30 protein-coding genes are annotated in these 26,482 nt (G+C 35.6%); 22 read left to right on the top strand and 8 right to left on the bottom strand.

The annotated features are described in order from the left end of the window. Positions 1-233 precede the first annotated feature (233 nt). The gene (locus tag NSQ40_RS20190) at positions 234-470 is read left to right on the top strand and encodes a hypothetical protein (RefSeq protein ID WP_258248298.1); all 237 of its coding nucleotides are present in this window, start codon (positions 234-236) and stop codon (positions 468-470) included. On the opposite strand, the gene NSQ40_RS20185 is transcribed toward NSQ40_RS20190, so the two are convergent. Continuing rightward, entirely contained in the window at positions 467-859 is a 393-nt protein-coding gene (locus NSQ40_RS20185) for a DUF1885 family protein (RefSeq protein ID WP_018764782.1), read from the bottom strand. The two genes, NSQ40_RS20190 and NSQ40_RS20185, sit on opposite strands and share 4 nt — an antisense overlap. Before the next feature lie 135 nt (positions 860-994). Between NSQ40_RS20185 and NSQ40_RS20180 the strand changes: the two genes are divergently transcribed. From NSQ40_RS20180 to NSQ40_RS20165, 4 genes are all read left to right on the top strand, one after another. Next, positions 995-1,291: a DUF3055 domain-containing protein gene (locus NSQ40_RS20180; protein ID WP_003199960.1), complete on the top strand. Its 297-nt coding sequence runs from the start codon at positions 995-997 to the stop codon at positions 1,289-1,291. A 193-nt stretch (positions 1,292-1,484) separates the two neighbouring features. Further along, on the top strand, positions 1,485-1,613 hold the full coding sequence (locus NSQ40_RS20175; protein WP_003199961.1) for a GapA-binding peptide SR1P: 129 nt from the start codon (positions 1,485-1,487) through the stop codon (positions 1,611-1,613). A 61-nt stretch (positions 1,614-1,674) separates the two neighbouring features. Then, on the top strand, positions 1,675-1,806 hold the full coding sequence (locus NSQ40_RS20170; RefSeq protein WP_098158941.1) for a GapA-binding peptide SR1P: 132 nt from the start codon (positions 1,675-1,677) through the stop codon (positions 1,804-1,806). A 64-nt stretch (positions 1,807-1,870) separates the two neighbouring features. Next, positions 1,871-1,999: a GapA-binding peptide SR1P gene (locus NSQ40_RS20165; protein WP_006095810.1), complete on the top strand. Its 129-nt coding sequence runs from the start codon at positions 1,871-1,873 to the stop codon at positions 1,997-1,999. Positions 2,000-2,034: 35 nt separating this feature from the next. On the opposite strand, the gene NSQ40_RS20160 is transcribed toward NSQ40_RS20165, so the two are convergent. Together NSQ40_RS20160 and NSQ40_RS20155 are read right to left on the bottom strand one after the other, a co-directional pair. After that, positions 2,035-2,865, bottom strand: a complete 831-nt coding sequence (locus tag NSQ40_RS20160) for a protein-glutamine gamma-glutamyltransferase (protein WP_003199676.1) — start codon at positions 2,863-2,865, stop codon at positions 2,035-2,037. Positions 2,866-2,940: 75 nt separating this feature from the next. After that, entirely contained in the window at positions 2,941-4,413 is a 1,473-nt protein-coding gene (locus NSQ40_RS20155) for an aminotransferase class I/II-fold pyridoxal phosphate-dependent enzyme (RefSeq protein WP_098158940.1), read from the bottom strand. Between the two features lie 686 nt (positions 4,414-5,099). Between NSQ40_RS20155 and NSQ40_RS20150 the strand changes: the two genes are divergently transcribed. Beyond that, positions 5,100-5,369: a UPF0223 family protein gene (locus NSQ40_RS20150; protein WP_003199680.1), complete on the top strand. Its 270-nt coding sequence runs from the start codon at positions 5,100-5,102 to the stop codon at positions 5,367-5,369. Between the two features lie 80 nt (positions 5,370-5,449). Here the strand turns inward: NSQ40_RS20150 and NSQ40_RS20145 are convergent, their stop codons facing one another. Next, positions 5,450-6,076, bottom strand: a complete 627-nt coding sequence (locus tag NSQ40_RS20145; protein ID WP_098158939.1) for a YktB family protein — start codon at positions 6,074-6,076, stop codon at positions 5,450-5,452. A 206-nt stretch (positions 6,077-6,282) separates the two neighbouring features. On the opposite strand from NSQ40_RS20145, the gene NSQ40_RS20140 reads away from it, so the two are divergent. Both NSQ40_RS20140 and NSQ40_RS20135 read left to right on the top strand, forming a co-directional pair. Continuing rightward, a complete protein-coding gene (locus tag NSQ40_RS20140) occupies positions 6,283-6,471 on the top strand; it encodes a hypothetical protein (protein ID WP_001250169.1) in 189 nt (62 codons plus the stop codon). 88 nt (positions 6,472-6,559) lie between these two features. Next, positions 6,560-7,351, top strand: a complete 792-nt coding sequence (locus tag NSQ40_RS20135; protein ID WP_003199686.1) for an inositol monophosphatase family protein — start codon at positions 6,560-6,562, stop codon at positions 7,349-7,351. 44 nt (positions 7,352-7,395) lie between these two features. Here NSQ40_RS20135 and NSQ40_RS20130 read toward each other — a convergent pair whose 3' ends face one another. Then, on the bottom strand, positions 7,396-7,575 hold the full coding sequence (locus NSQ40_RS20130; RefSeq protein ID WP_000400124.1) for a DUF5325 family protein: 180 nt from the start codon (positions 7,573-7,575) through the stop codon (positions 7,396-7,398). A 140-nt stretch (positions 7,576-7,715) separates the two neighbouring features. Here NSQ40_RS20130 and typA point away from each other — a divergent pair, with 140 nt between their 5' ends. The 3 genes from typA (at position 7,716) to NSQ40_RS20115 (ending at position 10,405) form a co-directional block, all read left to right on the top strand. Then, positions 7,716-9,560, top strand: coding sequence for a translational GTPase TypA (gene typA / locus NSQ40_RS20125; protein ID WP_003199689.1), 1,845 nt, complete (start codon positions 7,716-7,718; stop codon positions 9,558-9,560). 252 nt (positions 9,561-9,812) lie between these two features. After that, entirely contained in the window at positions 9,813-10,115 is a 303-nt protein-coding gene (locus NSQ40_RS20120; protein ID WP_016116067.1) for a YlaH-like family protein, read from the top strand. Between the two features lie 14 nt (positions 10,116-10,129). Continuing rightward, on the top strand, positions 10,130-10,405 hold the full coding sequence (locus NSQ40_RS20115) for a hypothetical protein (RefSeq protein ID WP_003199693.1): 276 nt from the start codon (positions 10,130-10,132) through the stop codon (positions 10,403-10,405). 36 nt (positions 10,406-10,441) lie between these two features. On the opposite strand, the gene NSQ40_RS20110 is transcribed toward NSQ40_RS20115, so the two are convergent. After that, entirely contained in the window at positions 10,442-10,642 is a 201-nt protein-coding gene (locus tag NSQ40_RS20110; protein WP_033796384.1) for a YlaI family protein, read from the bottom strand. Between the two features lie 142 nt (positions 10,643-10,784). Between NSQ40_RS20110 and NSQ40_RS20105 the strand changes: the two genes are divergently transcribed. After that, the gene (locus tag NSQ40_RS20105; protein ID WP_003199697.1) at positions 10,785-11,240 is read left to right on the top strand and encodes a pyridoxamine 5'-phosphate oxidase family protein; all 456 of its coding nucleotides are present in this window, start codon (positions 10,785-10,787) and stop codon (positions 11,238-11,240) included. A 277-nt stretch (positions 11,241-11,517) separates the two neighbouring features. After that, positions 11,518-12,846, top strand: a complete 1,329-nt coding sequence (locus NSQ40_RS20100; protein WP_018764776.1) for a PhoH family protein — start codon at positions 11,518-11,520, stop codon at positions 12,844-12,846. Positions 12,847-12,977: 131 nt separating this feature from the next. Here the strand turns inward: NSQ40_RS20100 and NSQ40_RS20095 are convergent, their stop codons facing one another. Beyond that, the gene (locus tag NSQ40_RS20095; RefSeq protein ID WP_003208256.1) at positions 12,978-13,475 is read right to left on the bottom strand and encodes a hypothetical protein; all 498 of its coding nucleotides are present in this window, start codon (positions 13,473-13,475) and stop codon (positions 12,978-12,980) included. A 153-nt stretch (positions 13,476-13,628) separates the two neighbouring features. Here NSQ40_RS20095 and NSQ40_RS20090 point away from each other — a divergent pair, with 153 nt between their 5' ends. The 3 genes from NSQ40_RS20090 (at position 13,629) to pyc (ending at position 19,006) form a co-directional block, all read left to right on the top strand. Then, positions 13,629-13,916 carry a YlaN family protein gene (locus NSQ40_RS20090; protein WP_003199704.1) on the top strand — a complete coding sequence of 96 codons (288 nt, stop codon included), beginning with the start codon at positions 13,629-13,631 and terminating at the stop codon, positions 13,914-13,916. A 123-nt stretch (positions 13,917-14,039) separates the two neighbouring features. Next, positions 14,040-15,230 carry an FtsW/RodA/SpoVE family cell cycle protein gene (locus tag NSQ40_RS20085; RefSeq protein WP_033796383.1) on the top strand — a complete coding sequence of 397 codons (1,191 nt, stop codon included), beginning with the start codon at positions 14,040-14,042 and terminating at the stop codon, positions 15,228-15,230. A 329-nt stretch (positions 15,231-15,559) separates the two neighbouring features. Beyond that, complete coding sequence (gene pyc / locus NSQ40_RS20080) at positions 15,560-19,006, top strand: pyruvate carboxylase (protein WP_003199707.1); 3,447 nt, start codon at positions 15,560-15,562, stop codon at positions 19,004-19,006. Between the two features lie 75 nt (positions 19,007-19,081). Here pyc and NSQ40_RS20075 read toward each other — a convergent pair whose 3' ends face one another. After that, on the bottom strand, positions 19,082-20,029 hold the full coding sequence (locus tag NSQ40_RS20075; RefSeq protein ID WP_003208254.1) for a COX15/CtaA family protein: 948 nt from the start codon (positions 20,027-20,029) through the stop codon (positions 19,082-19,084). A 500-nt stretch (positions 20,030-20,529) separates the two neighbouring features. On the opposite strand from NSQ40_RS20075, the gene cyoE reads away from it, so the two are divergent. From cyoE to ctaG, 6 genes are all read left to right on the top strand, one after another. Continuing rightward, positions 20,530-21,453: a heme o synthase gene (cyoE, locus tag NSQ40_RS20070; protein ID WP_033796382.1), complete on the top strand. Its 924-nt coding sequence runs from the start codon at positions 20,530-20,532 to the stop codon at positions 21,451-21,453. 96 nt (positions 21,454-21,549) lie between these two features. After that, positions 21,550-22,599, top strand: coding sequence for a cytochrome c oxidase subunit II (coxB, locus tag NSQ40_RS20065; RefSeq protein WP_033796381.1), 1,050 nt, complete (start codon positions 21,550-21,552; stop codon positions 22,597-22,599). A 60-nt stretch (positions 22,600-22,659) separates the two neighbouring features. Then, positions 22,660-24,495, top strand: coding sequence for a cytochrome c oxidase subunit I (gene ctaD, locus NSQ40_RS20060; protein ID WP_170957067.1), 1,836 nt, complete (start codon positions 22,660-22,662; stop codon positions 24,493-24,495). Then, complete coding sequence (ctaE, locus tag NSQ40_RS20055; protein ID WP_003199716.1) at positions 24,495-25,118, top strand: cytochrome c oxidase subunit III; 624 nt, start codon at positions 24,495-24,497, stop codon at positions 25,116-25,118. The genes ctaD and ctaE overlap by 1 nt, the downstream gene beginning before the upstream one ends. Positions 25,119-25,121: 3 nt before the next feature. Continuing rightward, positions 25,122-25,460, top strand: a complete 339-nt coding sequence (ctaF, locus tag NSQ40_RS20050; RefSeq protein WP_003199718.1) for a cytochrome c oxidase subunit IVB — start codon at positions 25,122-25,124, stop codon at positions 25,458-25,460. Between the two features lie 86 nt (positions 25,461-25,546). Then, entirely contained in the window at positions 25,547-26,452 is a 906-nt protein-coding gene (gene ctaG, locus NSQ40_RS20045) for a cytochrome c oxidase assembly factor CtaG (RefSeq protein WP_003199720.1), read from the top strand. The last annotated feature ends 30 nt before the right edge of the window (positions 26,453-26,482 follow it).

Here is a 26,482-nt window from a genome sequence, read left to right as displayed (position 1 = left end):
TAAAATATTATATCACAATTATAGAAATATAAAGAGTTTAATCTTGCTATAATTATCTGTTTAATGGAAGTTCTTTGCTCTCATATGTAAAATCTTTTTTAAAAGAAGAAGCATCCTAGCTGTCCTTTAGATTTTGGACAGCTAGGATGCTTCTTACGTATATTATGTAATGATTTTTTTGAAATGCCCATATATATTGTAATAAACTAGGACATATGAAAGGGGGCAACGACTTGAAAATATCATTTGTTTCGATCTTTCATTTTATTATATGGGGCGGGTTTTCATTAGTGTTATTATTATCAAATCGTGATAAAGCACATTACAAAGTATTACTTTTTTTTATATTTTTTTATTTAGCTTATGTTATTGCACATTTTATGTTGCACTCCAGAAAAGAGGCAGTTTGTTGCACCATTGGAAATAGTATGTTCTTTTTTTTCATTAAATATCTCTTTTTCACAGGTTAGCGTTTATAAAAATACATTGTTCTTCCATTAAATAACCTTAATTCACCTTCTAATTTCTTGGCTAAAAAACGGCAGAATTCATTCGCTTTTCCTTTATCTCCAAATGTGGCAGTAGAAGGTAAGGAGATTTGAACGAAAGCTTGCTCGTTTTCTATTCCAACCCCCACATAAATAGAATTATATCGATTATGACTAGATTTTAGCTCAAGTGTAGTATCAGACGTATCAAGTATTTCGTATGGAAATGCCACGTTAGTATATGCATAGCTAACTTGCACACCGGTTTGGGAAGTAATTTCTTTATAATAACGAAAAAGTTGTTTTACATCTTCTAATGAGATAGCTTGTTGTTTAGATTTAGGTACAAGTTTAATAAATGCATGTTGCATAAAGATTTTCCTCCTGACGTAATATATATATTTATTTTAACACTGTTGTAAATTTTTTGACAATTAAAAAGGGATCATTCCTCGTTTTGTTTAATATATACAAGTAGAAAGTGTTGTGAAGAAAGGAGGGAGTAAATGTTTGAAAAATTGTATGATGAGCATGAAAGTGTGAAGGTACGATTTCTAGGATTTATGACACATGAGAACCGTTATGACTTTGGGGTCATTTATACAAATATGTTTTTTGGGAAACCTCTTGTCGTGTGCATGCAAACAGGGAGAGCAACTCTACTAGGACAAGATGATGTAGATAATGTTCAACATTTACAACAGGTCTTTAAATTACAATCGGAGGAGGAGGCGGATGATTTAGCACAGTTCTTTAAGTTTCTTGTACCACCTACTTCTTTACATGCTGAATATGAAGAATAAACAAAAGGGAACAGTCGTACTTATTAAGATATGACTGTTTTTTTGTTATTGTCTCATACTAATGTAAAATAAAATTTTTAATGTGTTATACTAAAAACCTATTGACGCAAAAAGTATAACATATTAAAATGAAGACAGAAAGTTAAGCGGTTACAAAAGTTTTTGGGATTATAAACTTAGGGGGAAATAAAAAATGGGAACAATCGTATGTCAAGATTGTGAAAGTACAATTGCACACTTCGAGGATGAGAAAGTAACGGTACTTTACGGGAAATGTGAATTTTGCGGATGTGATCACAAGGAGCATACAAAAGCCCAATAATATATAGGAATCTTGCTGCTGAAAAAGTTTTTAGGACCATAAACTTAGGGGGAAATGAAAAATGGGAACAATCGTATGTCAAGTTTGTGAAGGAACAATTGCACACTTTGAAGATGAAAAAACAACAATACTTTATGGGAAATGTGGATCTCATTGTGAATGTGATCATAAAGAACATACAAAAGCCCAGTAATATATAGGAAGTTTATGAATATAAAGATTTGAAACTATAAATGAAACTCAGGGGGAAATGAAAAATGGGAACAATTGTATGTCAAGCTTGTGAAGGAACAATCGCACACTTTGAAGATGAAAAAACAACAGTACTTTACGGGAAATGTGGATCTTGCGGATGTGATCACAAGGAGCATACAAAAGCCCAATAATTAAAAAGGCGCCTGCACATCTGCAGGCGCCTTTTTTAATAGATTGTAGTTGTATGACCAACCGTTGCAACAATTGCATCGTCCCTGATGGGAATAAATTTGAGTGTTGTTTGTAGATTATTAACAGAAGTATGTTGACTCATAAGACGGCTATCTATTCGTGTAATAAAATCTGTTAAATATGCTGAGATAAAGGCATAAGGAATTCTTCGTTCATTTAATAAATAAATGATTTGTTCTTTTGTTTGTACTCCTACACCGTGCCCATAAAAAAAGAAATTGCCTAAATAAATGGCATTCTCTCCTTGCCACTCAACCGAAGCTGGATTTACTTGTGGGTTTTTAAAGTAAACAAGATCGCCAGGAACGATATCCCCACCGGTTTTTGTCACCAGTTTTAAATCTTGATCATAATCCCATGTATATAGTAGAAGGTTTGCGAATAAGTGATTAAAGATTTGGTCATCATATAGAGCTAAAAGTGCTTTGTAAAAAATAATAATCATTGCTGTTGCACATTCTGTTCCGTATTTTTTTCCGTTTTTAAAAATATCTCGTATCGCGACGGAGGGTGGTACATTTGGGAGTAGTTGAAACCCTCCCAGTGGTGTCCTTTGCCAAAATTCAGGGTTACAATAGGACTCTTGGAATGTACGGAATTGAAGTCCGCTTTGAAAGAGTTCTAAGGCAGATGTAATAATATGAATTCGTAAATTTAGATCGAAAATGAGTTCATCAGCCGTTCGGAATGCATATACTTCTTGATTTCCAGCCATAATGGCTAATATTTGTTGTTTCTCAGTAGCGAACGGTTCGTTTTCACTCGTGATATAAGGATGTACAATAGAACGACCAATCACAATCATAACTGTATCCCCACCTATACGTTACATTCTTTAGTATGGTATGAGTAAAAGAAAAAATGGTGAAAAAAAAGCCTATCAAATGATAGGCTTATATTCTTTAATAACGCGTAATGTTTGTAATGTCATGTCTTCGGGACCTTGTACTGGCAGACCCGCTTCTAAATTTTTATGAATGTAATCTAAGTTTTCTTGTGTAATAATTTCACCTGGAGTAAAGATTGGAATCCCTGGTGGATAAACCATTACAAAATCAGCTATAATGCGGCCAGCAGCATTTTCAAATGGGATGACCTCTGTCTCTGAATAAAAAGCATCTCGAGGAGAGAGGGCAAGTACAGGGATTTCTGGAATTTCAACTTGTACTTGAACACCTTTGTCCGCTCTATCTTTAAATGTAGTTGCTAGTTTTTGTAAGGCCTGGATGAGAATGTTGGTTTCATCCTCTGTATCCCCTAATGTAACGAGGCATAAAATGTTATATAAGTCCGAAAGCTCGACTTCAATGTTGTAATGTTCTCTTAACCATAATTCTGCCTCATGACCTGTAATACCTAAATTTTTGACAGATACAATCAGTTTTGTTGGATCATAACTAAATGTTGCATCCGTACCTAACATTTCTTTACCAGGGCAGTATAGGTTTTCAATCTTATTTACAGTATTGCGGACATGTTCAGCTAACTGAATTGTTTTTGTGATTAATTCTTGTCCTTCAGTCGCAAGGCGTTTTCTGGCAACATCTAAAGAAGCCAATAGAATATAAGAAGTTGATGTTGTTGTAAGCATGCTAATAATAGATTGGACATGTTTTACATTCACAAGACCTTCTTTTACATTTAAAATAGAACTTTGTGTTAAGGATCCTCCTAATTTATGGACACTTGTTGCTGCCATATCTGCACCAGCTCGCATGGCTGACATCGGTAGTTCCTCATGAAAATGAATATGAACACCGTGAGCTTCATCTACTAATACAGGTATATCGTAGGAATGAGCTAATTTTACAATTTGTTGTAAGTCTGCAGCAAATCCGAAATACGTTGGGTTAATAACAAGTAATCCTTTTGCATCTGAATGCTCCTCAAGTGCTTTTTTTACAGATTGAATCGTAATCCCGTGTGAAATACCGAGCTTCGGATCAATTTCAGGATGAATGAAAATTGGTTTTGCACCTGAGAAAATAATGGCTGACATTACAGATTTATGAACGTTTCGTGGTACAAGGATTTTATCACCTGGGCCACAAACGCTCATCACCATTGTCATAATTGCACCGCTTGTTCCCTGGACGGAAAAGAAAGTATGATCTGCACCGAACGCAGTCGCTGCTAAGTCTTGAGCCTCTTTAATCATACCTTTTGGATGATGTAAATCATCGAGCGGCGCGATATTAATTAAATCAATTGCTAATGCATTATGCCCAATAAATTCGCGAAACATAGGATCCATTCCTTGTCCTTTTTTATGACCTGGGATATGGAATTGAATTGGATTTCGCTTACTGTGCTCTACTAAAGCGGTAAACAATGGTGTTTTGTATTGGGACAATCTATACACCCCTTCTTCTTCGTAATATTTATTATGAATTGTTTTATGTTTATCTTGTTCAATAAGAAAGTTATTTCCCCTGTATAGTTATATAACCGTCTATAAGAACTTGAATTGTTCTACTTACCATTCAAAAATTTTGTCATGGAAGCTTCACTTTATTTTCAATAAAACAAAAGCATTATATCACCAATGATTATATATGTATAGGGAAAATTATTATTTTTATTATATGCATAATTAGTAGTAAGTTTATTCTTTTATTCGTAGGTAGGAAGCTCTTGGCCCAAGGTTCAGAGAAAACGAAGAGATACGTCGAATCCTACAGATAGAGTTATATTTCATCCTATTAGTTGCAGTCAATAATATCTACCTCTTAAAAATCAGTGAAAGCAAAGAAATTAGGTGGGGGATAGAATGTACGTAAAAGCCCGATTGATCAGGGCTCATAATTAGTGAAGAATGCGAAAGAAATGATTGGAATTTCACTTTATCAGTGGTTCAGTTTCAAACAAGAAAGAAGACATATGTCTTTTATTGCTCTGTTGTCTTCAGTTATGAAGGGAGACAATTCCATAATAAAAGAGAAATAGTGTATAATGCAAAGTGGCTATAGCAAAGAAGGTTGAAAGTTTTATTTTTAAGGTAGCATAATGGTAGAAAATAAAAATGGATGAGGTGTACATATGGAATATCAATATCCACTTGATTATGATTGGTCAAATGATGAGATGATTGCAATCGTGACATTCTATGAGGCAATTGAAAAGGCATATGAAAAAGGTATCGTTAGAGAAGAATTGATGAGATTATATCGTCGTTTTAAAGAAATTGTACCGTCGAAAGCAGAAGAGAAGAAAATTGATAAAGAGTTTCAAGAGGTAAGTGGTTACTCTATATATCGGGCAATTCAAAAAGCGAAAGAAGTAGAAGAACAAAAGATTGTAAAAGTGTAAAAATATTTTGAAAATTTAAATTCAAAGTGCTATAATGGGATAACAACTAAAAACGGACAATGTACATTGTCCGTTTTCTACTATCGATTACAAATTTTATATAAAGGAAGGAGTGATTGCATCGTAGCTTCAACCTTTGTAAGAAATTGTTCATCAGTAAGTGTTGAAAATTCTTCTGGTGAGATGTGAATACCTACTAGTAACTCTGCTTTTTTTATAGTGGCTAAGCGTTCAATCATTTTTTGTAATTCATTTGCTTCAAGCATGTTATGCGGTTTTGCACCTGGTTTAGTATGGTCAATGGACCAAACGAAGTCATTTGGTATATTTGTTTTTAAATCATTTAAATGTCCTAAGAAGGCATGAGCCGCTTCCACTTTCTGTGGACACTCATAGATTAAACCAAAGTATATGAAAGCGTGGGTTCCCCATAAACCGATTTGAAAATGTGGTAACATTTTATAACCGCGTTTATTTGTTGAAAAAGCAACCCAAGTATCGTTTGGTGGATTGACTTTACGACGTGCGTGTTTCGCTACATGATAGAAGAAAGCTTCACCAGTTTGTTCTGATAAATAATGAGAAAATTGTTCGCCTAGAGCTTCTAATTTAGGATGAATGTTTGTTTTAATAGCATTCATTCGCTCCTCAAGGCCATCAACAGAAAAGACTGCAAAGTCCTTTTCTTTAAATGTTTGTAATGTCATGACTGTTCCTCCAACTCCTAGTTTGTTTTTAATTTTAGCATAGCTTGTACTATTCATAAAAAAATCAGCATAAAAAATTTACGTAAAAAAATATAATTTTGTTGCATAGATGATTTATCCAACATAATATAGTATAAAACAAAAAATCAGAAAATTAAGTTAATTACAGTCCAAGGGCAGACGAATATTGGGAGGAGGCAATAAAAATGAGACAGGTGATTAATGCGTTAAAGAGAACAGATGCTGAAAAAAGAATTCCGGTGCTAAGATTGGAGTTAGATTATGAATTAGCAACGCTATACGATGCAATGATGGAAAATGATAATCAGAAAAAAGAAGAGTGCGTGCAAAAATTAGAAGTACTAAGACTTGAAATGATTCGTTTAGAAGCGTAATAATAGTATATGTATAAAAAATAAGTTGGTGCGAACCTTATAAAGGGTTCGTTTTTTCTGTGAACAGTATAGATCGGAGTGTTTAAACATGCAAGAGGTATGGAAAGAAATCGATACAAATGCAAAGCAGTGGATTCGAGAAGCTGGCGAGCGTTTAATGGCATCATTGCAAAAGACACTTATTGTAGAGACAAAATCAAATGCAGCTGATTTAGTAACAAATATGGATCGAGAAACAGAACAGTTCTTGATTGGGAAAATTAAACAAACATTCCCAGATCATTATATTTTAGGAGAAGAAGGGTATGGAGATGAGGTTGCTTCTTCGGATGGAGTTGTTTGGTTAATTGATCCAATTGATGGTACGATGAATTTTGTTCATCAAAAAAGAAACTTTGCGATTTCAATTGGCATTTATGAGAACGGTATCGGAAAAATCGGTCTCGTCTATGATCCGGTTCATGAAGAACTGTATCATGCTGTAAAAGGTGAAGGAGCTTTTTGTAATGATACATCCATTCCTACTCTTGAGAAAAGTACAGTGGAGCATGGAATAATTGCGTTAAATGCAACTTGGCTCACTGATAATCCATTACTTAATATGGAGAAAATGATGCAGCTTGTGAAATTGGCAAGAGGGACACGATCATATGGATGTGCAGCGCTAGAAATGGTCTATGTTGCAACCGGAAGATTGGATGCTTACGTGACGCCACGATTATCTCCTTGGGATTTTGGCGGTGGAATGATTATTGTAGAAGAAGTTGGTGGTAAGGTGACGACATTTGCTGGCACGACTCTTTCTATCGTGGAAAAAAGCAGTGTATTAGTTGCGAAGCCGGGAGTATATGAAGAGTTACTACCATTTGTATCACAGTAACAAAAAAAGTAAGAGGCCAAGAAGTAGCTTCTTACTTTTTACTGTTACTGTGATTTGCGCATTTTGCGTTTTGTTATAAATCCATATCCAACTGTAACAAATGTGCCAATAATGCAAATAATAATACCGATGGGACTATTTTCAGCAATCATAATTCCAATGCCAATTAAGAAAATAACACCGATAATAGCCGTTAATAAAAAGCGATATTGAATGTGTTCCATATCTTCACCCTCCAATTTCATTTTACTTTCACAAAAGTAAGAATACAACTATATTTTCATTCTTGATTTTATTTTGATTGCCATTGTATCACCTTCGCTCTTATAATAGAGAAGGATTAAAAAGACACTAGGAGTTGGACATGTTGAAAAAACGACAAGATTTACGCAATATAGCAATTATCGCCCACGTTGACCATGGTAAAACAACACTTGTTGACCAATTATTACGTCAAGCGGGGACGTTCCGTGCAAATGAGCACGTAGAAGAGCGTGCAATGGATTCAAATGATTTAGAAAGAGAACGCGGTATTACCATTTTAGCGAAAAATACAGCGATTCACTATGAAGATAAACGAATTAACATTTTAGATACACCTGGACACGCTGACTTCGGTGGTGAAGTAGAGCGTATTATGAAAATGGTTGATGGTGTTTTACTTGTTGTTGATGCATACGAAGGTTGTATGCCTCAAACACGATTTGTTTTAAAGAAAGCATTAGAACAAAACTTAACTCCGATCGTGGTTGTAAACAAAATTGACCGTGACTTTGCTCGTCCTGATGAAGTGGTTGACGAAGTAATTGACTTATTCATTGAGCTTGGTGCAAACGAAGATCAATTAGAGTTCCCTGTTGTATTCGCATCAGCAATGAATGGAACAGCAAGCTTAGATTCAAACCCAGCAAATCAAGAAGAGAATATGAAATCATTATTTGACACAATCATTGAACATATTCCAGCACCAATTGATAATAGCGAAGAGCCACTTCAATTCCAAGTAGCACTTCTTGATTACAATGACTATGTTGGCCGTATTGGGGTTGGCCGTGTATTCCGCGGTACAATGAAAGTAGGACAACAAGTAGCATTAATGAAGGTTGACGGAAGTGTGAAACAATTCCGTGTAACTAAATTATTTGGTTACATTGGATTAAAACGCCAAGAAATTGAAGAAGCAAAAGCTGGAGACTTAGTAGCTGTTTCAGGTATGGAAGACATCAACGTTGGTGAAACAGTATGTCCAGTTGAGCATCAAGAGGCATTACCATTACTACGTATCGATGAGCCAACATTACAAATGACATTCCTTGTAAATAACAGCCCATTTGCAGGTCGTGAAGGTAAATATATTACATCTCGTAAAATTGAAGAGCGTCTTCGTGCACAGCTAGAAACAGATGTAAGCTTACGTGTAGATAACACAGATTCTCCTGATGCATGGATTGTATCTGGACGTGGAGAGTTGCACTTATCAATCTTAATTGAGAACATGCGTCGTGAAGGATATGAATTACAAGTATCTAAACCAGAAGTAATTATTAGAGATGTTGATGGTGTAAGATGTGAGCCTGTAGAGCGCGTACAAATTGACGTGCCAGAAGAGTATACTGGTTCTATTATGGAGTCAATGGGTGCACGTAAAGGTGAAATGTTAGATATGGTGAATAACGGAAACGGTCAAGTTCGTCTGACGTTTATGGTTCCAGCACGTGGCCTAATTGGTTATACAACAGAGTTCTTAACTTTAACACGTGGTTACGGTATTTTAAACCATACATTCGATAGCTATCAGCCAGTACATGCTGGACAAGTTGGTGGACGTCGTCAAGGTGTTCTAGTTTCACTTGAAACAGGAAAAGCATCACAATACGGTATTATGCAAGTTGAAGACCGTGGTGTAATCTTCGTTGAACCAGGTACAGAAGTATATACAGGTATGATTGTTGGGGAGCATACACGTGAGAATGATTTAACAGTTAACGTTGTAAAAATGAAACAACAAACTAACATTCGTTCTGCAACAAAAGACCAAACGTCAACAATGAAAAAACCTCGTATCATGACATTAGAAGAGTCATTAGAATACTTAAATGACGATGAGTACTGTGAAGTAACACCAGAATCAATCCGTCTTCGCAAAAAGATTCTTGATAAGAGCGAGCGCGAAAGAGCTGCTAAGAAAAAGAAATCTGTAGAAGCGTAAAAAAAGATAAAGCTGCCTTTTCATTAAAAAGGCAGCTTTTTTAATTTGCTTATTTTTCGAAAATTTAATCTTTTATCTAGACAGTATTTTTTCTACAAGGTAATCTTATAGTAGACAACATAGAATTTAAAAATTAAGAAGTAAGGCGCTGCTAGTTAGTTGAATGAATTTGGCCGATATGGATTATTTTCTATCTTTATTTTAGATAGGGGGATTTTTATTCATCTTTGCTAGATGAAGGGGAGAAGTATAATGCTAGAGAGAATGTCATTTTTTGCAAAGTTATACAATGTAGATGTGAATCCAGAAGTAGGGATGTGGCAGCTTTACGGTACAATGATTATACTAAGTGCACTCGTATATAATTTAGGATTTGCTAGGAAGTTACCATTACTAAAAAACATTGTGATTTATGTATCCTTAGCAATTGGATGTACAGTTTTAACTTTTTTGGGAGTGTTTTTACCAGTAGGAGAAGGACTTGTTGTGACAGCGATTGTATTCGGTATTTATAGATTACGCTTACGCCAAGCAAAGCAACAAAGAGTAGGTTAAAGGGGGGATGTTTCATGCGTTCTGTACAAGATGCGTTATATAATTGGCTAACAATTAAAACTGTCGCGGAAGCACGCCCGCATGATGCAGCTGCACAAGAAACATATTTACTGTTTCATAACATGTTACATGAAGATCATCAATTAAGAGATGTAACGGTGGAAAAAAAAGAAGATATGTATTTGGTTACATATGAACAAGAAGGAGAAAAACATTCTACAAGATTTCCGATAGAGCTTATAGATTGTTTCTTAGATCAAATGAAACGAGAGCCGGAGAAATATAAATAAGCCCTCATCTGAATGATTAAGGACTTATTTGACAGTTTACCACTCATCTTCTATAGTTTTATCACGATATAAGTGGAAATTTCCAGTTGCATGGCGTTCCATTGTACGTTCTGCAATACGTTCTGTGCATTCTATGCACATATATGTATGAATAGGACGGTTACGAAGCCTTTTGGCCATAGGATTTTCGTCATCTAACTCTTCTTTTTTATCACAAAGCATGCATTTGACTCTCATTTCGTCACCTCAATACAAATTCTATCGATATAAGTATATCATGTAAATTTGATATTTTTGAACTATAGGGGGAAAAAATAATATTTTCGCAATTCGAAAAATAAGTTATCATTAAGATAAATAAAATTTTGGAGGTGGAAATATGGCAAATGTAGTAGAACCTACATTGACAGATTCTTTAGTTCAATCTTTACGTGAAGGACGTATTATAACAATTGCAACAATTGATTTTGAAAAGGCTGTTCCGAATGTAAGTGCTATTTCATGGGTATATGCAATAAATGAGACAAGTATTCGATTTGCGATTGATCAACGCTCTCGTATTGCGGAAAATTTGCGCCATCATGCAGGGATTGTACTCACTGTAATGGCAAATGAATCTGTATTTTCCATTAGCGGTGAAGCAAAGATTTTAAAGGAGAGATTGGATGGCAGTCCACTCAAATTAACTGCAGTAGAAGTATCTGTTCAAGAAGTACGTGATGTTATGTTTTATGGAGCAAAGCTTGCTTCGGAACCAACATATGAAAAAACATATGATCCTCGTGCTGCTGAAACACTTGATAATCAAGTGTTAACGGCGATGAAAGAATTGTAGAAAAGTGGATGAACACTAGGGTTGTTCATCCTTTTCTGCTATTTTAACCTGAGTGAATAAGGAATCTTTGCTGCATGTTAGAATATAAATTTTGACGAATGAATACGATACCTAGTTATGAATGAGAAAAAGGATTAAAAAAAGTTTTAATTTATATGAATTTCGATTCTGCCTCGTTAATACATTACATATAATTATAACAATGGTTCGTCCATATCATGATTATGGATGAAACCCTTGTTCTACAAATTTAAAAGTGGAGTCAGGGGGTAACAGGTTGGATAAAATTTATGTGTTAGATACGAATGTACTTTTGCAGGATCCTTTATCTATTTTTTCTTTTGAAACAAATGAGGTAGTGATTCCAGCAGTTGTATTAGAAGAGGTTGATTCGAAAAAACGCTACATGGATGAAGTCGGACGAAATGCTCGTTATGTATCTAAATTGATAGATAAATTTCGCGAATTAGGAAAACTGCATGAGAGTATACCCCTTGAAAATGGAGGGACATTTCGTATTGAATTAAACCATCGCTCATTTGTTCAACTGCAAGATATTTTTGTTGAAAAAACAAACGATAATCGTATTTTAGCTGTTGCGAAAAATTTATTCTTAGAAGAGCAAGAGAAAGAGAATGGAAAGTCTGTCATTTTAGTAAGTAAAGATGTACTTGTGAGAGTAAAAGCAGATGCTCTTGGTTTACAAGCTGAAGATTATTTAAGTGATCGTGTAATTGAAGTAGAAAATATATATTCAGGTTTTTTAGAAGGTTACATATCAAAAGAACAGCTCAATTATTTTTATGAAAAAGGAGAATTTCCTTTATCGGAAATTGCAAATCATCCATTTTATCCAAATCAATTTATCGTGATGAAAGATGCATTAGGTGGTTCTAGCTCTGCACTTGGAATTGTTGATTATTCAGGGAAAAAAGTGAAGAAACTTATTTTTCATAATGAGCAAGTTTGGGGAATACGCCCACGGAATGTGCAGCAAATTATGGGATTAGAATTGTTGCTTCGTGAAGATATTCCACTCGTAACGTTAACAGGGAAAGCAGGAACTGGTAAAACATTACTCGCGTTAGCTGCTGGTCTTATGCAAACGGAGGATTTAGGATTGTACAAAAAACTCCTTGTTGCTCGGCCGATTGTTCCAGTTGGTAAGGATATCGGATATTTACCAGGAGAAAAAGAAGAAAAGTTAAGACCGTGGATGCAACCAATTTTCGATAATCTAGAGTATTTATTTAATACAAAAAAACCAGGCGAATTAGATGCGATTTTAGCGGGTATGGGTTCAATTGAAGTAGAGGCGCTTACTTATATACGAGGACGAAGTATTCCAGATCAATTTATTATTATTGATGAGGCGCAAAATTTAACGAAACATGAAGTGAAAACAATATTAACAAGGGTTGGAGAAAAAAGTAAAATTGTATTAATGGGAGATCCACAACAAATTGATCATCCTTACTTAGATGAATATAATAATGGTTTAACGTATGTTGTAGAGAAATTTAAAGAACAAAAAATTAGCGGACATGTAAAGTTTGTAAAAGGAGAGCGTTCTAATTTAGCACAACTAGCAGCGGACCTATTATAAAGTGAAACTTTAATCAGTGAGGGATTTCATCAGCCGAAGTCTAACTGTTTTGCTGTTGTTAAATTTTGAGGTGGGAATACTTCTGACTGCAAAGGGTGGAAAAAAAGGAGTGGCTTTTGCCTACTCCTTTTTTAAATAATTGTAAACTTACGGATATTTCGAATTGGATTGTTTATATTAGAGCCGTCACCAAAGTAAAGGTGGACAGGTCCATCCTCTCGTAATGGTTTTCCATCTTTTGAAAATCCAAGAATAACATTGTTTGCTTCTTCTAATGAAAGTGTGAGTGAATCATGCAATGTATGGATTTCAACATGTGTTGCTTCAGCTGTAATTTCAGCATTTTTGAAAAAGGGATGAAGTGGTATGCCAAACGTTCCTGTAATAAGCTGTTCCTTTTTAAATGTTTTTACGCTTTTTTGAATAGGTGGGAAAGCGGCACCATTACGGATTTCACGATCCCAATGTTCGGAAGTGTGCTTGAGATAGTCTTCTAATTCTGATTTTTCTTCTTTCGTTTCGGTGAAGTAAGTTGTTAAATCTACTTTTCGATCATCAAAAATCCAAACGCTTGGGTCAAGTGTGATCGGAAAGCGTACTTTTCCATTTATAAATAAAATTTCACTCATTGTTGTTCCCCCATTTGTATTATGCTCCCACTTTTCAGTATAATAGCATTAGACACGATTGTCACAAAAAATGTTTCTATTGCAATTTATTAAAACTATCGCTAATATTAATAGATAGGATAGAAGAGTAGGACGGAAACGGAGGGAATCAATTTGGCGTCTGAGACAGTAGCAAATCATCAGGAAAAGGCACTTGCCCTTCTAAAAGCGGATGCGGAGAAGATTTTAAGACTTATTAAGGTGCAAATGGACCACCTTACGATGCCGCAATGTCCATTATATGAAGAAGTGTTGGACACGCAAATGTTTGGACTATCCCGTGAAGTTGACTTTGCGGTTCGTCTTGGTCTTATTACAGAAGAGCAAGGGAAAGAAATGTTAGGAGAGCTCGAACGGGAATTATCAGCACTTCATGAAGCATTTACAAACAAACAACAATAAAGGGTTCAAATAAGGGGGCTCAAACTGACTAAGTTTGAGCTTTTTATTTGTATAATAAAGCAGGAAGAATTCCAATACATATGGAATACAACAATTAAACTGAAAACAGAAAGAGGATATTGAATGAAAAAAGTATGGAAGTCAATGGATTATTCATTATTGCTTCCTCTTGTTATTTTATGTGTACTGGGAGTTATAATGGTATACAGTGCTAGCTCTATTTTGGCCATTACAAGGTATGCTAAACTGAATTTGCCAAGTGATTACTTTTTTCATAAGCAATTATTAGCATTAGGTATAGGTACAGTATTGGGATTAGGTATAATCGCTGTGATCCCATACCAATTTTGGAGAAAGAGAATTATTTTATTACTAATGATGCTAGGGAGTATTAGTTTGCTATCGTTAGCTTTGTTGCTTGGAACGAAAGCAAATGGTGCGCAAGCTTGGGTGTTTGGTATACAGCCTGCTGAATTTGTTAAAATAGCTATCATTATCGTACTCGCACGTTTCTTTGCAAGGAAGCAAGAAACAGATACTTCAGTATGGCAAGGATCAGCAGGGACAATTTTGTTTATAGGGTTAATAGTATTTTTAATTCTGAAACAAAATGATTTAGGGACGGTACTGTTAATCATAGGTATTGTCGGGATTATGTTCCTTTGTTCAGGAGGGCCAATTAACAAGTGGATAAAGCGTATCGTATTAAGTGCAATTGTATGGATTCCGCTTTTATACTTAGTTGGTAACTTAGTATTGAAGCCTTATCAAAAAGCACGTTTCGTAGCATTTTTAAATCCATTTGAAGATCCACAAGGTGATGGATTCCAATTGGTAAATTCTTTTATTGGTATTGCTTCGGGTGAACTAAACGGAAGAGGGCTTGGGAATAGTATACAAAAATTCGGATATCTACCTGAGCCGCATACAGACTTTATTATGGCGATTATATCGGAAGAGCTCGGCTTTATCGGTGTAGCGATTATTTTAATTAGTTTATTACTTATTATTATTCGTGCATTGCGAATTGCTCAAAAGTGTAAGGATCCATTTGGAAGTTTAATTGCTATAGGTATTGCTAGCCTGTTTGGGGTGCAAACGTTTGTTAACATTGGTGGTATGTCTGGGCTAATGCCTCTTACTGGTGTGCCTTTGCCGTTTGTCAGTTATGGTGGTAGTTCTTTAATGGCGAATCTATTTGCAATGGGTATATTGTTGAACTTAGGGAGTTATGTGAAACGACAAGAGAAGCAACAAAAAGAAATATATGAGAAAAAACAACAAGGTGAGCCACATCTTGTTGTTGTGAAATAAAAAGGTTTTGTGTTTGATGACACAAAACCTTTTTATTATGTTGTTTTTTAATAGGTTATACTTTGTTTGGTTTAAATAACAATAGTGTGTCATAAATATTTTAATGTGTTATACAATAAAACTGTCAGAAAAAGAAGAGTTGTGCTATACTATTTTTGTGAAACAAATTGATCAGAAAACTTATCATTTGTTAAAAAATAAGGTATGATGTATAAAAATAAGGTGAAGCTTTCCGAGTATAGTTTAGAAAAGAAAGTGAAGAACTTCACGCTTTTAGAGCGTGTACCTATTTAATCTCTAAAGTGGTAGGAAAGTAGAGGGGGAAAATCATGACAAAGCTGCAACGTATTCAAAAAGTTTTAGTAGCTAACCGTGGAGAAATTGCAATTCGTGTATTCCGAGCTTGTTCAGAACTTGGATTAAATACAGTTGCAATTTATTCAAAAGAGGATAGCGGTTCTTACCATCGCTATAAAGCAGATGAATCTTATTTAGTGGGAGAAGGCAAAAAACCAATCGATGCTTACCTTGATATTGAAGGTATTATTGAGATTGCAAAAAGCAATCACGTGGATGCAATTCACCCTGGATATGGTTTCTTGTCAGAAAATATCCAATTTGCTAGACGTTGTGAAGAAGAAGGAATTATCTTTATCGGACCAAAGAGCAAACATTTAGATATGTTTGGAGATAAAGTAAAAGCAAGAACACAAGCGCAATTAGCAAATATTCCAGTTATTCCTGGCAGCGATGGACCTATTAATTCACTAGAAGAAGTTGAAGAGTTTGCTAAGAAGTATGATTACCCGATAATTATTAAAGCATCACTTGGTGGTGGTGGCCGCGGTATGCGTATTGTACGTAGCGGTGATGAATTAAAAGAATCTTATGATCGTGCAAAATCAGAAGCGAAAGCAGCTTTTGGTAATGATGAAGTGTATGTTGAAAAATTCGTTGAAAAACCTAAACATATAGAAGTTCAAATATTAGCAGATGAAGAAGGAAATGTTGTGCATTTATATGAGCGTGATTGCTCTGTACAACGTCGTCATCAAAAAGTAGTTGAAATTGCGCCAAGCGTGTCACTTTCAGATGATCTTCGTCATCGTATTTGTGAAGCAGCGGTACAGTTAACGAAAAATGTAAATTATTTAAATGCTGGTACGGTTGAGTTCCTTGTAAAAGGCGATGACTTTTATTTCATTGAAGTAAATCCACGTGTTCAAGTAGAACATACAATTACAGAGATGATTACAGGCATTGATATTGTTCAGTCACAAATTTTAATTGCAGATGGACACGCTTTACATAGCCAAATCGTAAGCATACCAAAACAAGAAGACGTTATTGTGCATGGTTATGCGATTCAATCTCGTGTAACAACAGAAGATCCGCTTAATAATTTTATGCCTGATACAGGGAAAATTATGGCGTATCGTTCTGGTGGTGGTTTTGGCGTTCGTCTTGACACAGGTAACAGTTTCCAAGGGGCTGTTATTACACCGTACTATGATTCATTACTTGTAAAAGTAACAACTTGGGCGCTTACATTTGAACAAGCGGCTGCGAAAATGGAGCGCAACTTAAAAGAGTTTCGTATTCGTGGTATTAAAACAAACATTCCATTCTTAGAGAATGTAGTAAAACATAAAAACTTCTTGTCAGGAGAATATGATACGTCATTTATTGATGCATCACCTGAACTGTTCGTGTTTCCAAAACGTAAAGACCGTGGAACAAAGATGTTAAGTTATGTTGGTACGGTAACAGTAAATGGTTTCCCAGGAGTAGGGAAGAAAGAGAAGCCAATTTTCCCAGATGCACGTATACCAAATGTAAAACATTATGAATCGATTCAAGATGGAACAAAACAAATTTTAGACGAACGCGGAGCGGATGGATTAGTAAAATGGGTGCAAGATCAAAAACGTGTACTTTTAACAGATACAACATTCCGAGATGCGCACCAATCATTACTTGCAACACGGATTCGTACAAAAGATTTAAACCAAATTGCTGAACCGACAGCTAGAATGTTACCGAATTTATTCTCAGCGGAAATGTGGGGCGGTGCAACGTTTGATGTTGCGTATCGTTTCTTAAAAGAAGATCCATGGGAACGATTATTAGAACTTCGTGAAAGAATGCCAAATGTTTTATTCCAAATGCTTCTTCGTTCATCAAATGCGGTTGGTTATAAAAACTATCCAGATAATTTAATTCAAAAATTTGTAGAATGTTCAGCGCAAGCTGGTATCGATGTATTCCGTATTTTTGATAGCTTAAACTGGGTGGAAGGTATGAGAGTTGCAATTGATGCTGTAAGAGAGAGTGGCAAAATTGCAGAGGCAACAATGTGTTATACAGGGGATATCCATGACCCAATGCGCAGTAAATATGACTTAAATTATTATAAAAACTTAGCGAAAGAATTGGAAGCGTCAGGAGCACATATTCTAGGTATTAAAGATATGGCTGGATTATTAAAACCAAATGCAGCCTATGATTTAGTTTCTGCTTTAAAAGAAACGGTATCGATTCCGATTCACCTTCATACGCATGATACAAGTGGAAATGGTGTTTTAACGTATACGAAAGCAATTGAGGCAGGTGTTGATATTGTCGATGTAGCTGTAAGCTCAATGGCAGGTCTAACATCACAACCAAGTGCAAATACGTTATATTATGCGCTAGGTGGAAATGAAAGACAACCAGATGTTAATGTGGATTCATTAGAAAAACTTTCACATTACTGGGAGGATGTTCGTAAATATTATGCACCATTTGAAAGTGGTATGAATGCACCGCATACAGAGGTATATATGCATGAAATGCCAGGTGGTCAATATAGTAACCTTCAACAACAAGCGAAAGCAGTTGGTTTAGGAGACCGATTTGATGAAGTGAAAGTGATGTATCGCCGTGTAAATGATATGTTTGGTGATATTGTAAAAGTAACACCATCATCAAAAGTTGTTGGCGACATGGCGCTATTTATGGTACAAAATCACCTTACAGAACAAGACATTTTTGAGCGTGGACATTCTTTAGATTTCCCAGGTTCTGTTGTGGAAATGTTCTCTGGAGATCTTGGACAACCATATGGTGGCTTCCCGAAAGAATTACAAAAAATCATTTTAAAAGGGAAAGAGCCATTAACAGTAAGACCAGGGGAATTGTTAGAACCAGTGGACTTCGATGCTTTAAAAGAAGAGTTGTTCCATAAACTTGGACGTGAAGTAACGATTTTTGATGTTGTTGCATATGCATTATATCCAAAAGTATTTATGGATTATGAAAAAGTCGCTGGGCTTTATGGAAACGTGTCTGTACTCGATACGCCAACATTCTTCTATGGTATGAGGCTTGGTGAAGAAATTGGTGTGGAAATTGAACGTGGTAAAACATTAATGGTTAAATTAGTATCAATTGGTGAACCACAACCAGATGGGACACGTGTACTTTACTTTGAATTTAACGGGCAACCGCGTGAAATTGTTGTGAAAGATGAAGGTGTTAAATCAACAGTCGCACAGCGTGTGAAAGGGAATCGTGAGAATCCAAATCATATTAGTGCAACAATGCCGGGAACGGTCATTAAAGTTGTTGTAAATGAAGGTGATGAAGTGAAAAAAGGCGATTCCATGGCAATTACAGAAGCGATGAAGATGGAAACGACGGTTCAGGCGCCATTCAATGGAAAAGTGAAGAAAGTATATGTAAAAGATGGCGATGCGATTCAAACAGGCGATTTACTTATTGAACTAGAACAATAATAATAAAGAAAAGAGTTGCTTGAAGGCAGCTCTTTTCTTTATATAAAAATAATAACTTGCCACAGTGGCAAGTTATTAAAACGATTGTTTATTTTGCGTTGTAGTTGATGGGTGTGCCTCTTTTGCATTTGCTGTGCTTCGTGTACCTAACATGACTAAATAGCATAATACAGCAAAGAGACAAGAAATAAAGAGTGAATGTAACAATGCCATTGATAAACTTGCATTAGTATAAACGACTAAAATACCAACAATTGCTTGAAGTGTAACGAGAATAAATGAGATAATCCATCCCCAATATACAACCAGGTGCTGTTTATAGTGACGAATAGCAACAATCATTGCGTATAGGATCCAAGCAAATATTAATATTGCGGCAACCCTGTGTCCCATTTGAACCCATTCATGCAATTGAGTAGGCCATGGTCTGTTTTTACTACAAAGTGGAAAGTCTGGACAAGCTAAACTTGCACGCTCGTGACGTACTAAAGCACCTGTATAGACGACAATATAACTGTAAATTGTTACACCGTAAATATGAAATTTCATTTTTTTGTCCATAATGAGAGAACGTGCATCGAATTTTTTGTCGATTTCAAAAATAAGGCACGTTAGTAAAATGACAGAAGCAAACGAAATTAAAGAAATACCAAAATGAATAGCTAATACAGCAGGTACTTGTCCCCAAACAACTGCGGCAGCTCCCATGAGTGCTTGTGCCACTAAAAATACGAAAGATAAAACAGCTAGCGTTTTTGTTTCACGTACATGTTTATAATATTTCCAGGATAGGATACAAAGAAGTGTAACGAGAATCCCTGCCGATCCGGATGTTAAGCGGTGACTTAGTTCAATAATCGTTTCCATTGATAGATTAGAGGGAACGAGTTCACCATTACAAAGTGGCCAGGATTTACCGCATCCTTGACCTGAACCTGTTTTTGTAACTAAAGCCCCTCCTAATAAAACCCCTAGTAAGTCGAGGCTTGTAATGACTGCTAACCATTTAATAAAGCGTTGCAATCTGTTTCACCATCTTTCTGTTATGAAGTTATTGCGAAATATTTTCATTCCATCAATTTTATAGAACAAAACGCGCTACAGTCCTATGATATATAAAAAATAATAAAATAGCAAAGAAATGGAGAGAGGGGATAAAGAGTTTGGAATAAGAAAAAAACGGGATTTGAATTACATATTTTAGGAAAAATCGTTTCTATTATAAAAAGAAATGGGAAGAATATATGCTAAATATGACAAAATAGTTTATTATAGAAGGTAACCTCATGTTATGATTAGGAAGTAATGGGAGAAACTTTTTTGTTATCCGACACAAAAAGTTCACGTTTTCTTCACAAATTGTTAGGGAAATATGATTTAATATACTCGAGTATGAGCGTAGATTAGTAGTAGAGTGAGAAAACAACATTTCTACTGTAATAATATTGCTATATAGAAGCGTAATACTTTTGTAAAGTAAAGACGCGAAAGAAGGATGAAAGTTTTAAGAGGGGGTTGAAATGATGAACCATGCAACAAGTGAGCTGCATGATGAGTCAGCTATAACAAATGTGCCGGAAACAACACGTGTACAAGATTTATTAGCGCTCGTTAAGATGGGGATTGTAAACTCGAATACACTTACGGTATTTACAGGATTTTGGTTGGCTTTACACTTTAATGGATTAAATGCTGTTAACCATTTGGATAAAATGTTCTTTACAATTGTCGGCTCGGCTTTAATTATGGCAGGATCATGTAGCTTGAATAACTATATTGATCGGGATATCGATCACTTAATGGAACGGACAAAAAATCGTCCGACAGTAACAGGAAAATATAAACCTGGTTTTGCGTTAACATTAGGTATGACTTTATTGCTTCTTGGTTTTGTATTCTTGTTATTTACAACACCAATGGCAGCAATTATAGGTTTCATCGGTGCTTTCACATACGTTGTTTTGTATTCATTATGGACAAAACGAGCATATACACTAAATACAGTAGTAGGTAGTATATCTGGAGCAGTTCCACCTTTAATTGGTTGGGCAGCAGTTGATCCTAGTTTAGATCATCCAATTGCTTGGATGCTATTTTTAATTATGTTTATTTGGCAAATCCCACATTTCCTCGCGTTAGCGATGAAACGTGTTGATGAATATCGAAATGCAGGTATTCCCATGCTTCCTGTTGTACATGGATTTGATATTACAAAACGTCAAATCATGATTTGGACAGTATGTTTATTACCACTACCATTTTATATGAGTGGACTGGGAGTAACATTCATGGTAATTGCAACATTGCTTAACATTGGATGGATCGTATTAGGATTCTATGGATTCCGTAAGAAGGATGACATAAAATGGTCCGTACAAATGTTTGTCTACTCCTTGAATTACTTGACAATCTTATTTGTGTCAATGATTGTAGTTACATTCTTCTAAGACAACGACATGAGGGGATTTCTTTACGTTGAGATTTACTTTACTTACTATAAATAAAGTACAATCTAATTCACAAAGAAAGTGGGGGTTGTTTGTATGAAGAAACAGTGGCGACTGCTTTCATTCGTTTCACTGCTGGCTTTACTGTTAGGGGGATGCGGTAAAGCCTTTCAATCTACTTTAATTCCGCAAGGTGAAGTAGCAAAAATGCAATATGATTTACTCTTGTTAGCAAGTGCAATTATGGTAGGTGTCGTACTTGTAGTTACTATTATTTTCTTGTATGTAATTGTGCGTTTCCGACAAAAGAAGGGTCAAGAAGATTATATCCCAAAGCAAGTTGAAGGAAATCACAAACTAGAAATTATATGGACAGTCATTCCGATTATTCTTTTGCTGATATTGGCTGTTCCAACTGTTACATATACATTCAAACTTGCTGATGTAAGTGCGATGGAGAAAAAGAATATTGATAAAGACACAATCGTTGTTGATGTAACAGCGAATCTTTATTGGTGGGAATTTTCTTATAAATCAGAAAAGATAGTAACTTCGCAAGACCTAGTTATCCCCACAGGTAAAAAAGTATATTTGAATTTGAAAGGTGCTGACATTAAACATTCGTTTTGGGTCCCATCTTTAGCTGGGAAAATGGATACGAATACGGATAATGTCAATAAAATGTGGTTAAAGGCAGATAAATCAGGAACTTATAATGGTTTTTGTACAGAATTTTGTGGCCCATCACATTCTTTAATGCAATTTAAAGTAAAGGCTCTTGATGAAAGCGAGTACAAAGATTGGATTGTTGATATGAAGAAACTTGATGGTAAGAAGGAAGTTTCTTCTCCAAAAGAACAAGAAGGTCAAGAAATATTCAACAAAAGCTGTATTGGTTGTCATGCAACTGGATCAAATGATAGTAGACCACCTTCTGCACGTATCGCACCAAACCTAGCAAACTTTGCTGATCGCGATATGGTTGCCGGCATTGCTGAAAATAATGAAGAAAACGTAAAAAAATGGTTAAAGGATCCTGAAAATATGAAGCCAGGAAATAAAATGACTGGTAAATATGGCAACTTAACGGACGGTCAAGTAGATGCATTAAATGCATATTTGAAAACGTTAAAAGTTGAGAAGTAAAGAGGGATTATTTGCGAAGGGGAGGTTGAAAACGTGAGTTCTGTAGCAAAAAAACAGGGGATGGGTGCTGTTATATGGGATTATTTGACGACAGTAGACCATAAAAAAATTGCCATTCTCTATTTAATTGCAGGTGGATTGTTTTTTATCATTGGCGGAATAGAGGCATTATTTATCCGTCTTCAATTAGCGATTCCAAACAATGCTTTTCTTGTTGGGGATGCTTATAACCAAGTATTAACGATGCACGGTACAACAATGATTTTCCTCGCAGCTATGCCGCTCGTGTTTGCATTTATGAACGCCGCTGTACCACTTCAAATTGGGGCACGGGATGTGGCGTTTCCATTTTTAAATTCACTTGGATTTTGGTTATTTTTCTTCGGTGGAGTATTTTTAAACTTAAGTTGGTTTTTAGGAGGGGCACCTGATGCAGGGTGGACATCTTATGCATCGTTATCCCTTGCTTCTAAAGGACATGGTGTTGATTTTTATGTACTAGGGTTACAAATATCAGGTATAGGTACACTGATTGGTGGTATTAACTTCCTTGTCACAATTATTAATATGCGTGCACCTGGAATGACATATATGCGTATGCCAATGTTTACATGGACAACATTTGTAACTTCTTCACTTATTTTATTTGCTTTCCCACCATTAACAGTGGGATTGGCACTACTTATGTTAGATCGCTTATTTGGCACAAGTTTCTTTAACCCAGCTTTAGGGGGGAACACGATTATATGGGAACATTTATTCTGGATCTTCGGTCACCCAGAAGTGTATATTCTTATCCTTCCAGCTTTCGGAATATTCTCAGAAATTTTCGCTACATTCTCTAAAAAACGACTATTTGGTTACTCATCTATGGTATTTGCAACGGTGTTAATTGGATTTTTAGGATTTATGGTATGGGCGCATCATATGTTTACAGTTGGTCTTGGACCTGTTGCAAACGCTATTTTCTCAGTTGCAACAATGGCAATTGCAGTTCCGACTGGTATTAAAATATTTAACTGGCTCTTTACAATGTGGGGTGGAAGTATCAGGTTTACAACGCCAATGATGTGGGCTGTTGCTTTTATTCCATCATTTGTAATGGGTGGTGTAACAGGGGTCATGCTTGCCTCGGCTCCAGCTGACTATCAATTCCATGATAACTATTTCGTTGTAGCACATTTTCACTACGTAATCGTTGGTGGAGTTGTATTTGGACTATTAGCAGGTGCACATTATTATTGGCCACTTATGTTTAACAAAGTATTAAATGAAACCTTGGGGAAAATAACATTTTGGTTGTTCTTTATCGGCTTCCATTTAACATTCTTTATCCAGCATTTCCTTGGTTTAATTGGTATGCCACGTCGCTACTTTACGTATTTACCAGGCCAAGGATTAGAAACGGGGAACTTAATTAGTTCGATTGGTGCTGTATTTATGGGGCTAGGAACGATCGTTCTGTTATTTAATGTTGTGAAAACATCGTTGTCTAAAGAGAAAGCTGGCCGCGATCCGTGGGATGCTCGTACATTAGAATGGACAATGCCTGCACCTACACCAGAATACAATTTTAAACAATTACCATTCGTTCGCGGATTAGATCCGTTCTGGATTGAAAAACGTGAAGGGAATAAAGAAATAACACCAGCAGAGCCTGTTAGTGATATTCATATGCCAAACCCTTCATTTTCACCATTTGTTATATCTCTTGGATTATTTATAGCAGCATTTGGTGCGATGTACATGCAAGGTGGGAAAGATAAGTTTTGGTTATTGGTTGCAATTATTGGACTTATCATTACATTTGGTGCAATGTTCTTACGTTCAGTAATTGATGATCATGGTTATCATATTCATAAAGAAGATTTAGATGATAAGGGGGGCACGGCGTAATGCATGTAGAGGAAAAATTAACAAATGAAACGTTTCCAGCAGAGCCTGAAAAAGCAACCCTTGAGGGGAAAAATAAGTTTGTTGGATTTTGGCTATTTCTTGGAGGCGAAACTGTATTGTTCGCTTCCTTATTTGGCACATATTTAGCGTTAAAAAATTCTACAAACGGTGGCCCCACTTCTCAAGAAATGTTTCAAATGCCACTTGTCTTTATTATGACGATGCTTTTGTTAACAAGTAGTTTAACAAGCGTGTATGCGATGTATCATATGAAGAACTTTAACTTTAAGCAAATGCAGCTTTGGTTACTTGTTACAGTACTATTAGGATTAGGGTTTTTAGGGTTTGAGATTTATGAATTTTATCATTATACACACGAATTCAAACATACGATGAGAAGTAGTGCATTTGGTTCAGCGTTTTATGCGCTTGTTGGAACTCATGGATTACACGTATTGTTCGGATTATTATGGATCTTAACATTAGTTTTTCGGAATGCGAAGCGCGGGCTGAATTTATATAATGCTCCAAAGTTTTACGTCGCATCTATTTACTGGCACTTTATTGATGTAGTTTGGGTGTTTATTTTCACTGTAGTATACTTGATGGGAATGGTGGGATAAACAATGGCGATAAAGCAAACAAATACAAGTAACTCAAAAGTAGATCTTGTTTATCGTAGAAAAAAAAGTGCTGAGGAAATGAGACATCAAGTGATTACATTTGGTCTAATGATTTTCTTAACGATTGTAGCTTTTGTGGCAGTCGCTTATCCGAAAACATTTAGTCCTCTTTTCTCTGTACCATTTATTTTACTATTAGCTGTTGTTCAAGTAATATTTCAATTGTATTATTTCATGCATATGAGTCATAAGGGACATGAAGCAGCAACCTTTTTCTTATATTCTGGATTATTGATAGGGTTGTTAACCATTTTAGCTTTTATGACAATTGTTTGGGTTTAAAAAGTAAAGGATAGGGAGCTTGAAGTTATCTTCGCTCCCTTTTTCCTATGAGGGTAAGGAGTTCATATTGAAAGGGTGGGTGTAAAATGGGCAACTTATGGATATTTGGTTTTCAAGCTTTATGGAGCCCGATCTTTTTACTTTTTATGGTGTCTATCCTTATCTGTTACTTTCTTATTATCGGGCCGTATAGAAATCGGTTCGAAAATGCAGAAAAGGTAAATAAAAAGCAAATGTTTTATTTTACGACTGGGATTATCCTGTTGTATCTTGTAAAAGGTGGGCCTATTGATTTACTTGGACATATTGTATTTAGTGCACATATGTTTGAAATGGCAGTGATGTACATCGCTGTACCACCATTATTGTTATTAGGGATTCCAGTTTGGTTATACACATATATTACTTCTTTCCGTTTTATCCAAGTGATATTGATTATGTTTACAAAACCGCTTATTGCTCTGTTTGTATTTAATGGATTATTTTCTATTTATCATTTGCCTGTTGTTTTTGATGCTGTAAAGCAAAATCAAGTTGCTCATCCTATTTTTCTTGCTGTTTTATTTTTTACAGCAATGATGATGTGGTGGCCTATGCTAAATCCATTACCGGAGTATCAAACATTAAGTGAAATAAAGAAAATTGGTTACATGTTTGCGAACGGTGTATTATTGACACCAGCTTGTGCGCTAATCATATTTGCTAGTGAATCGTTGTTTGCTACATATACGGATCCGAGTGCGTGGATGAAAGCGATGGAGCTCTGTGTACCTGCAGGAACATTGAGTGATTTAAACATAACCGGACCAGAATTTTTACATTGGATGCCGATTGTGCAAGATCAACAAACAGGCGGTATCATTATGAAAATTGTCCAGGAAATAGTGTATGGTACAATTATTGGCTATGTGTTTTTTAAATGGGCACGTAAAGAACGTAAAAAAGATGAGGAGCAACTACAGAAAGTGCCTCCTTATTTGCAACCAAAATAAAGAAGGTGTATCACATGGATACACCTTCTT

The sequence above is a fragment of the Bacillus sp. FSL K6-6038 genome, from assembly GCF_038050455.1.
In the GTDB taxonomy this organism is placed as follows: Bacteria; Bacillota; Bacilli; order Bacillales; family Bacillaceae_G; genus Bacillus_A; species Bacillus_A pseudomycoides.
This window is presented reverse-complemented; position numbering and strand designations above follow the sequence as displayed.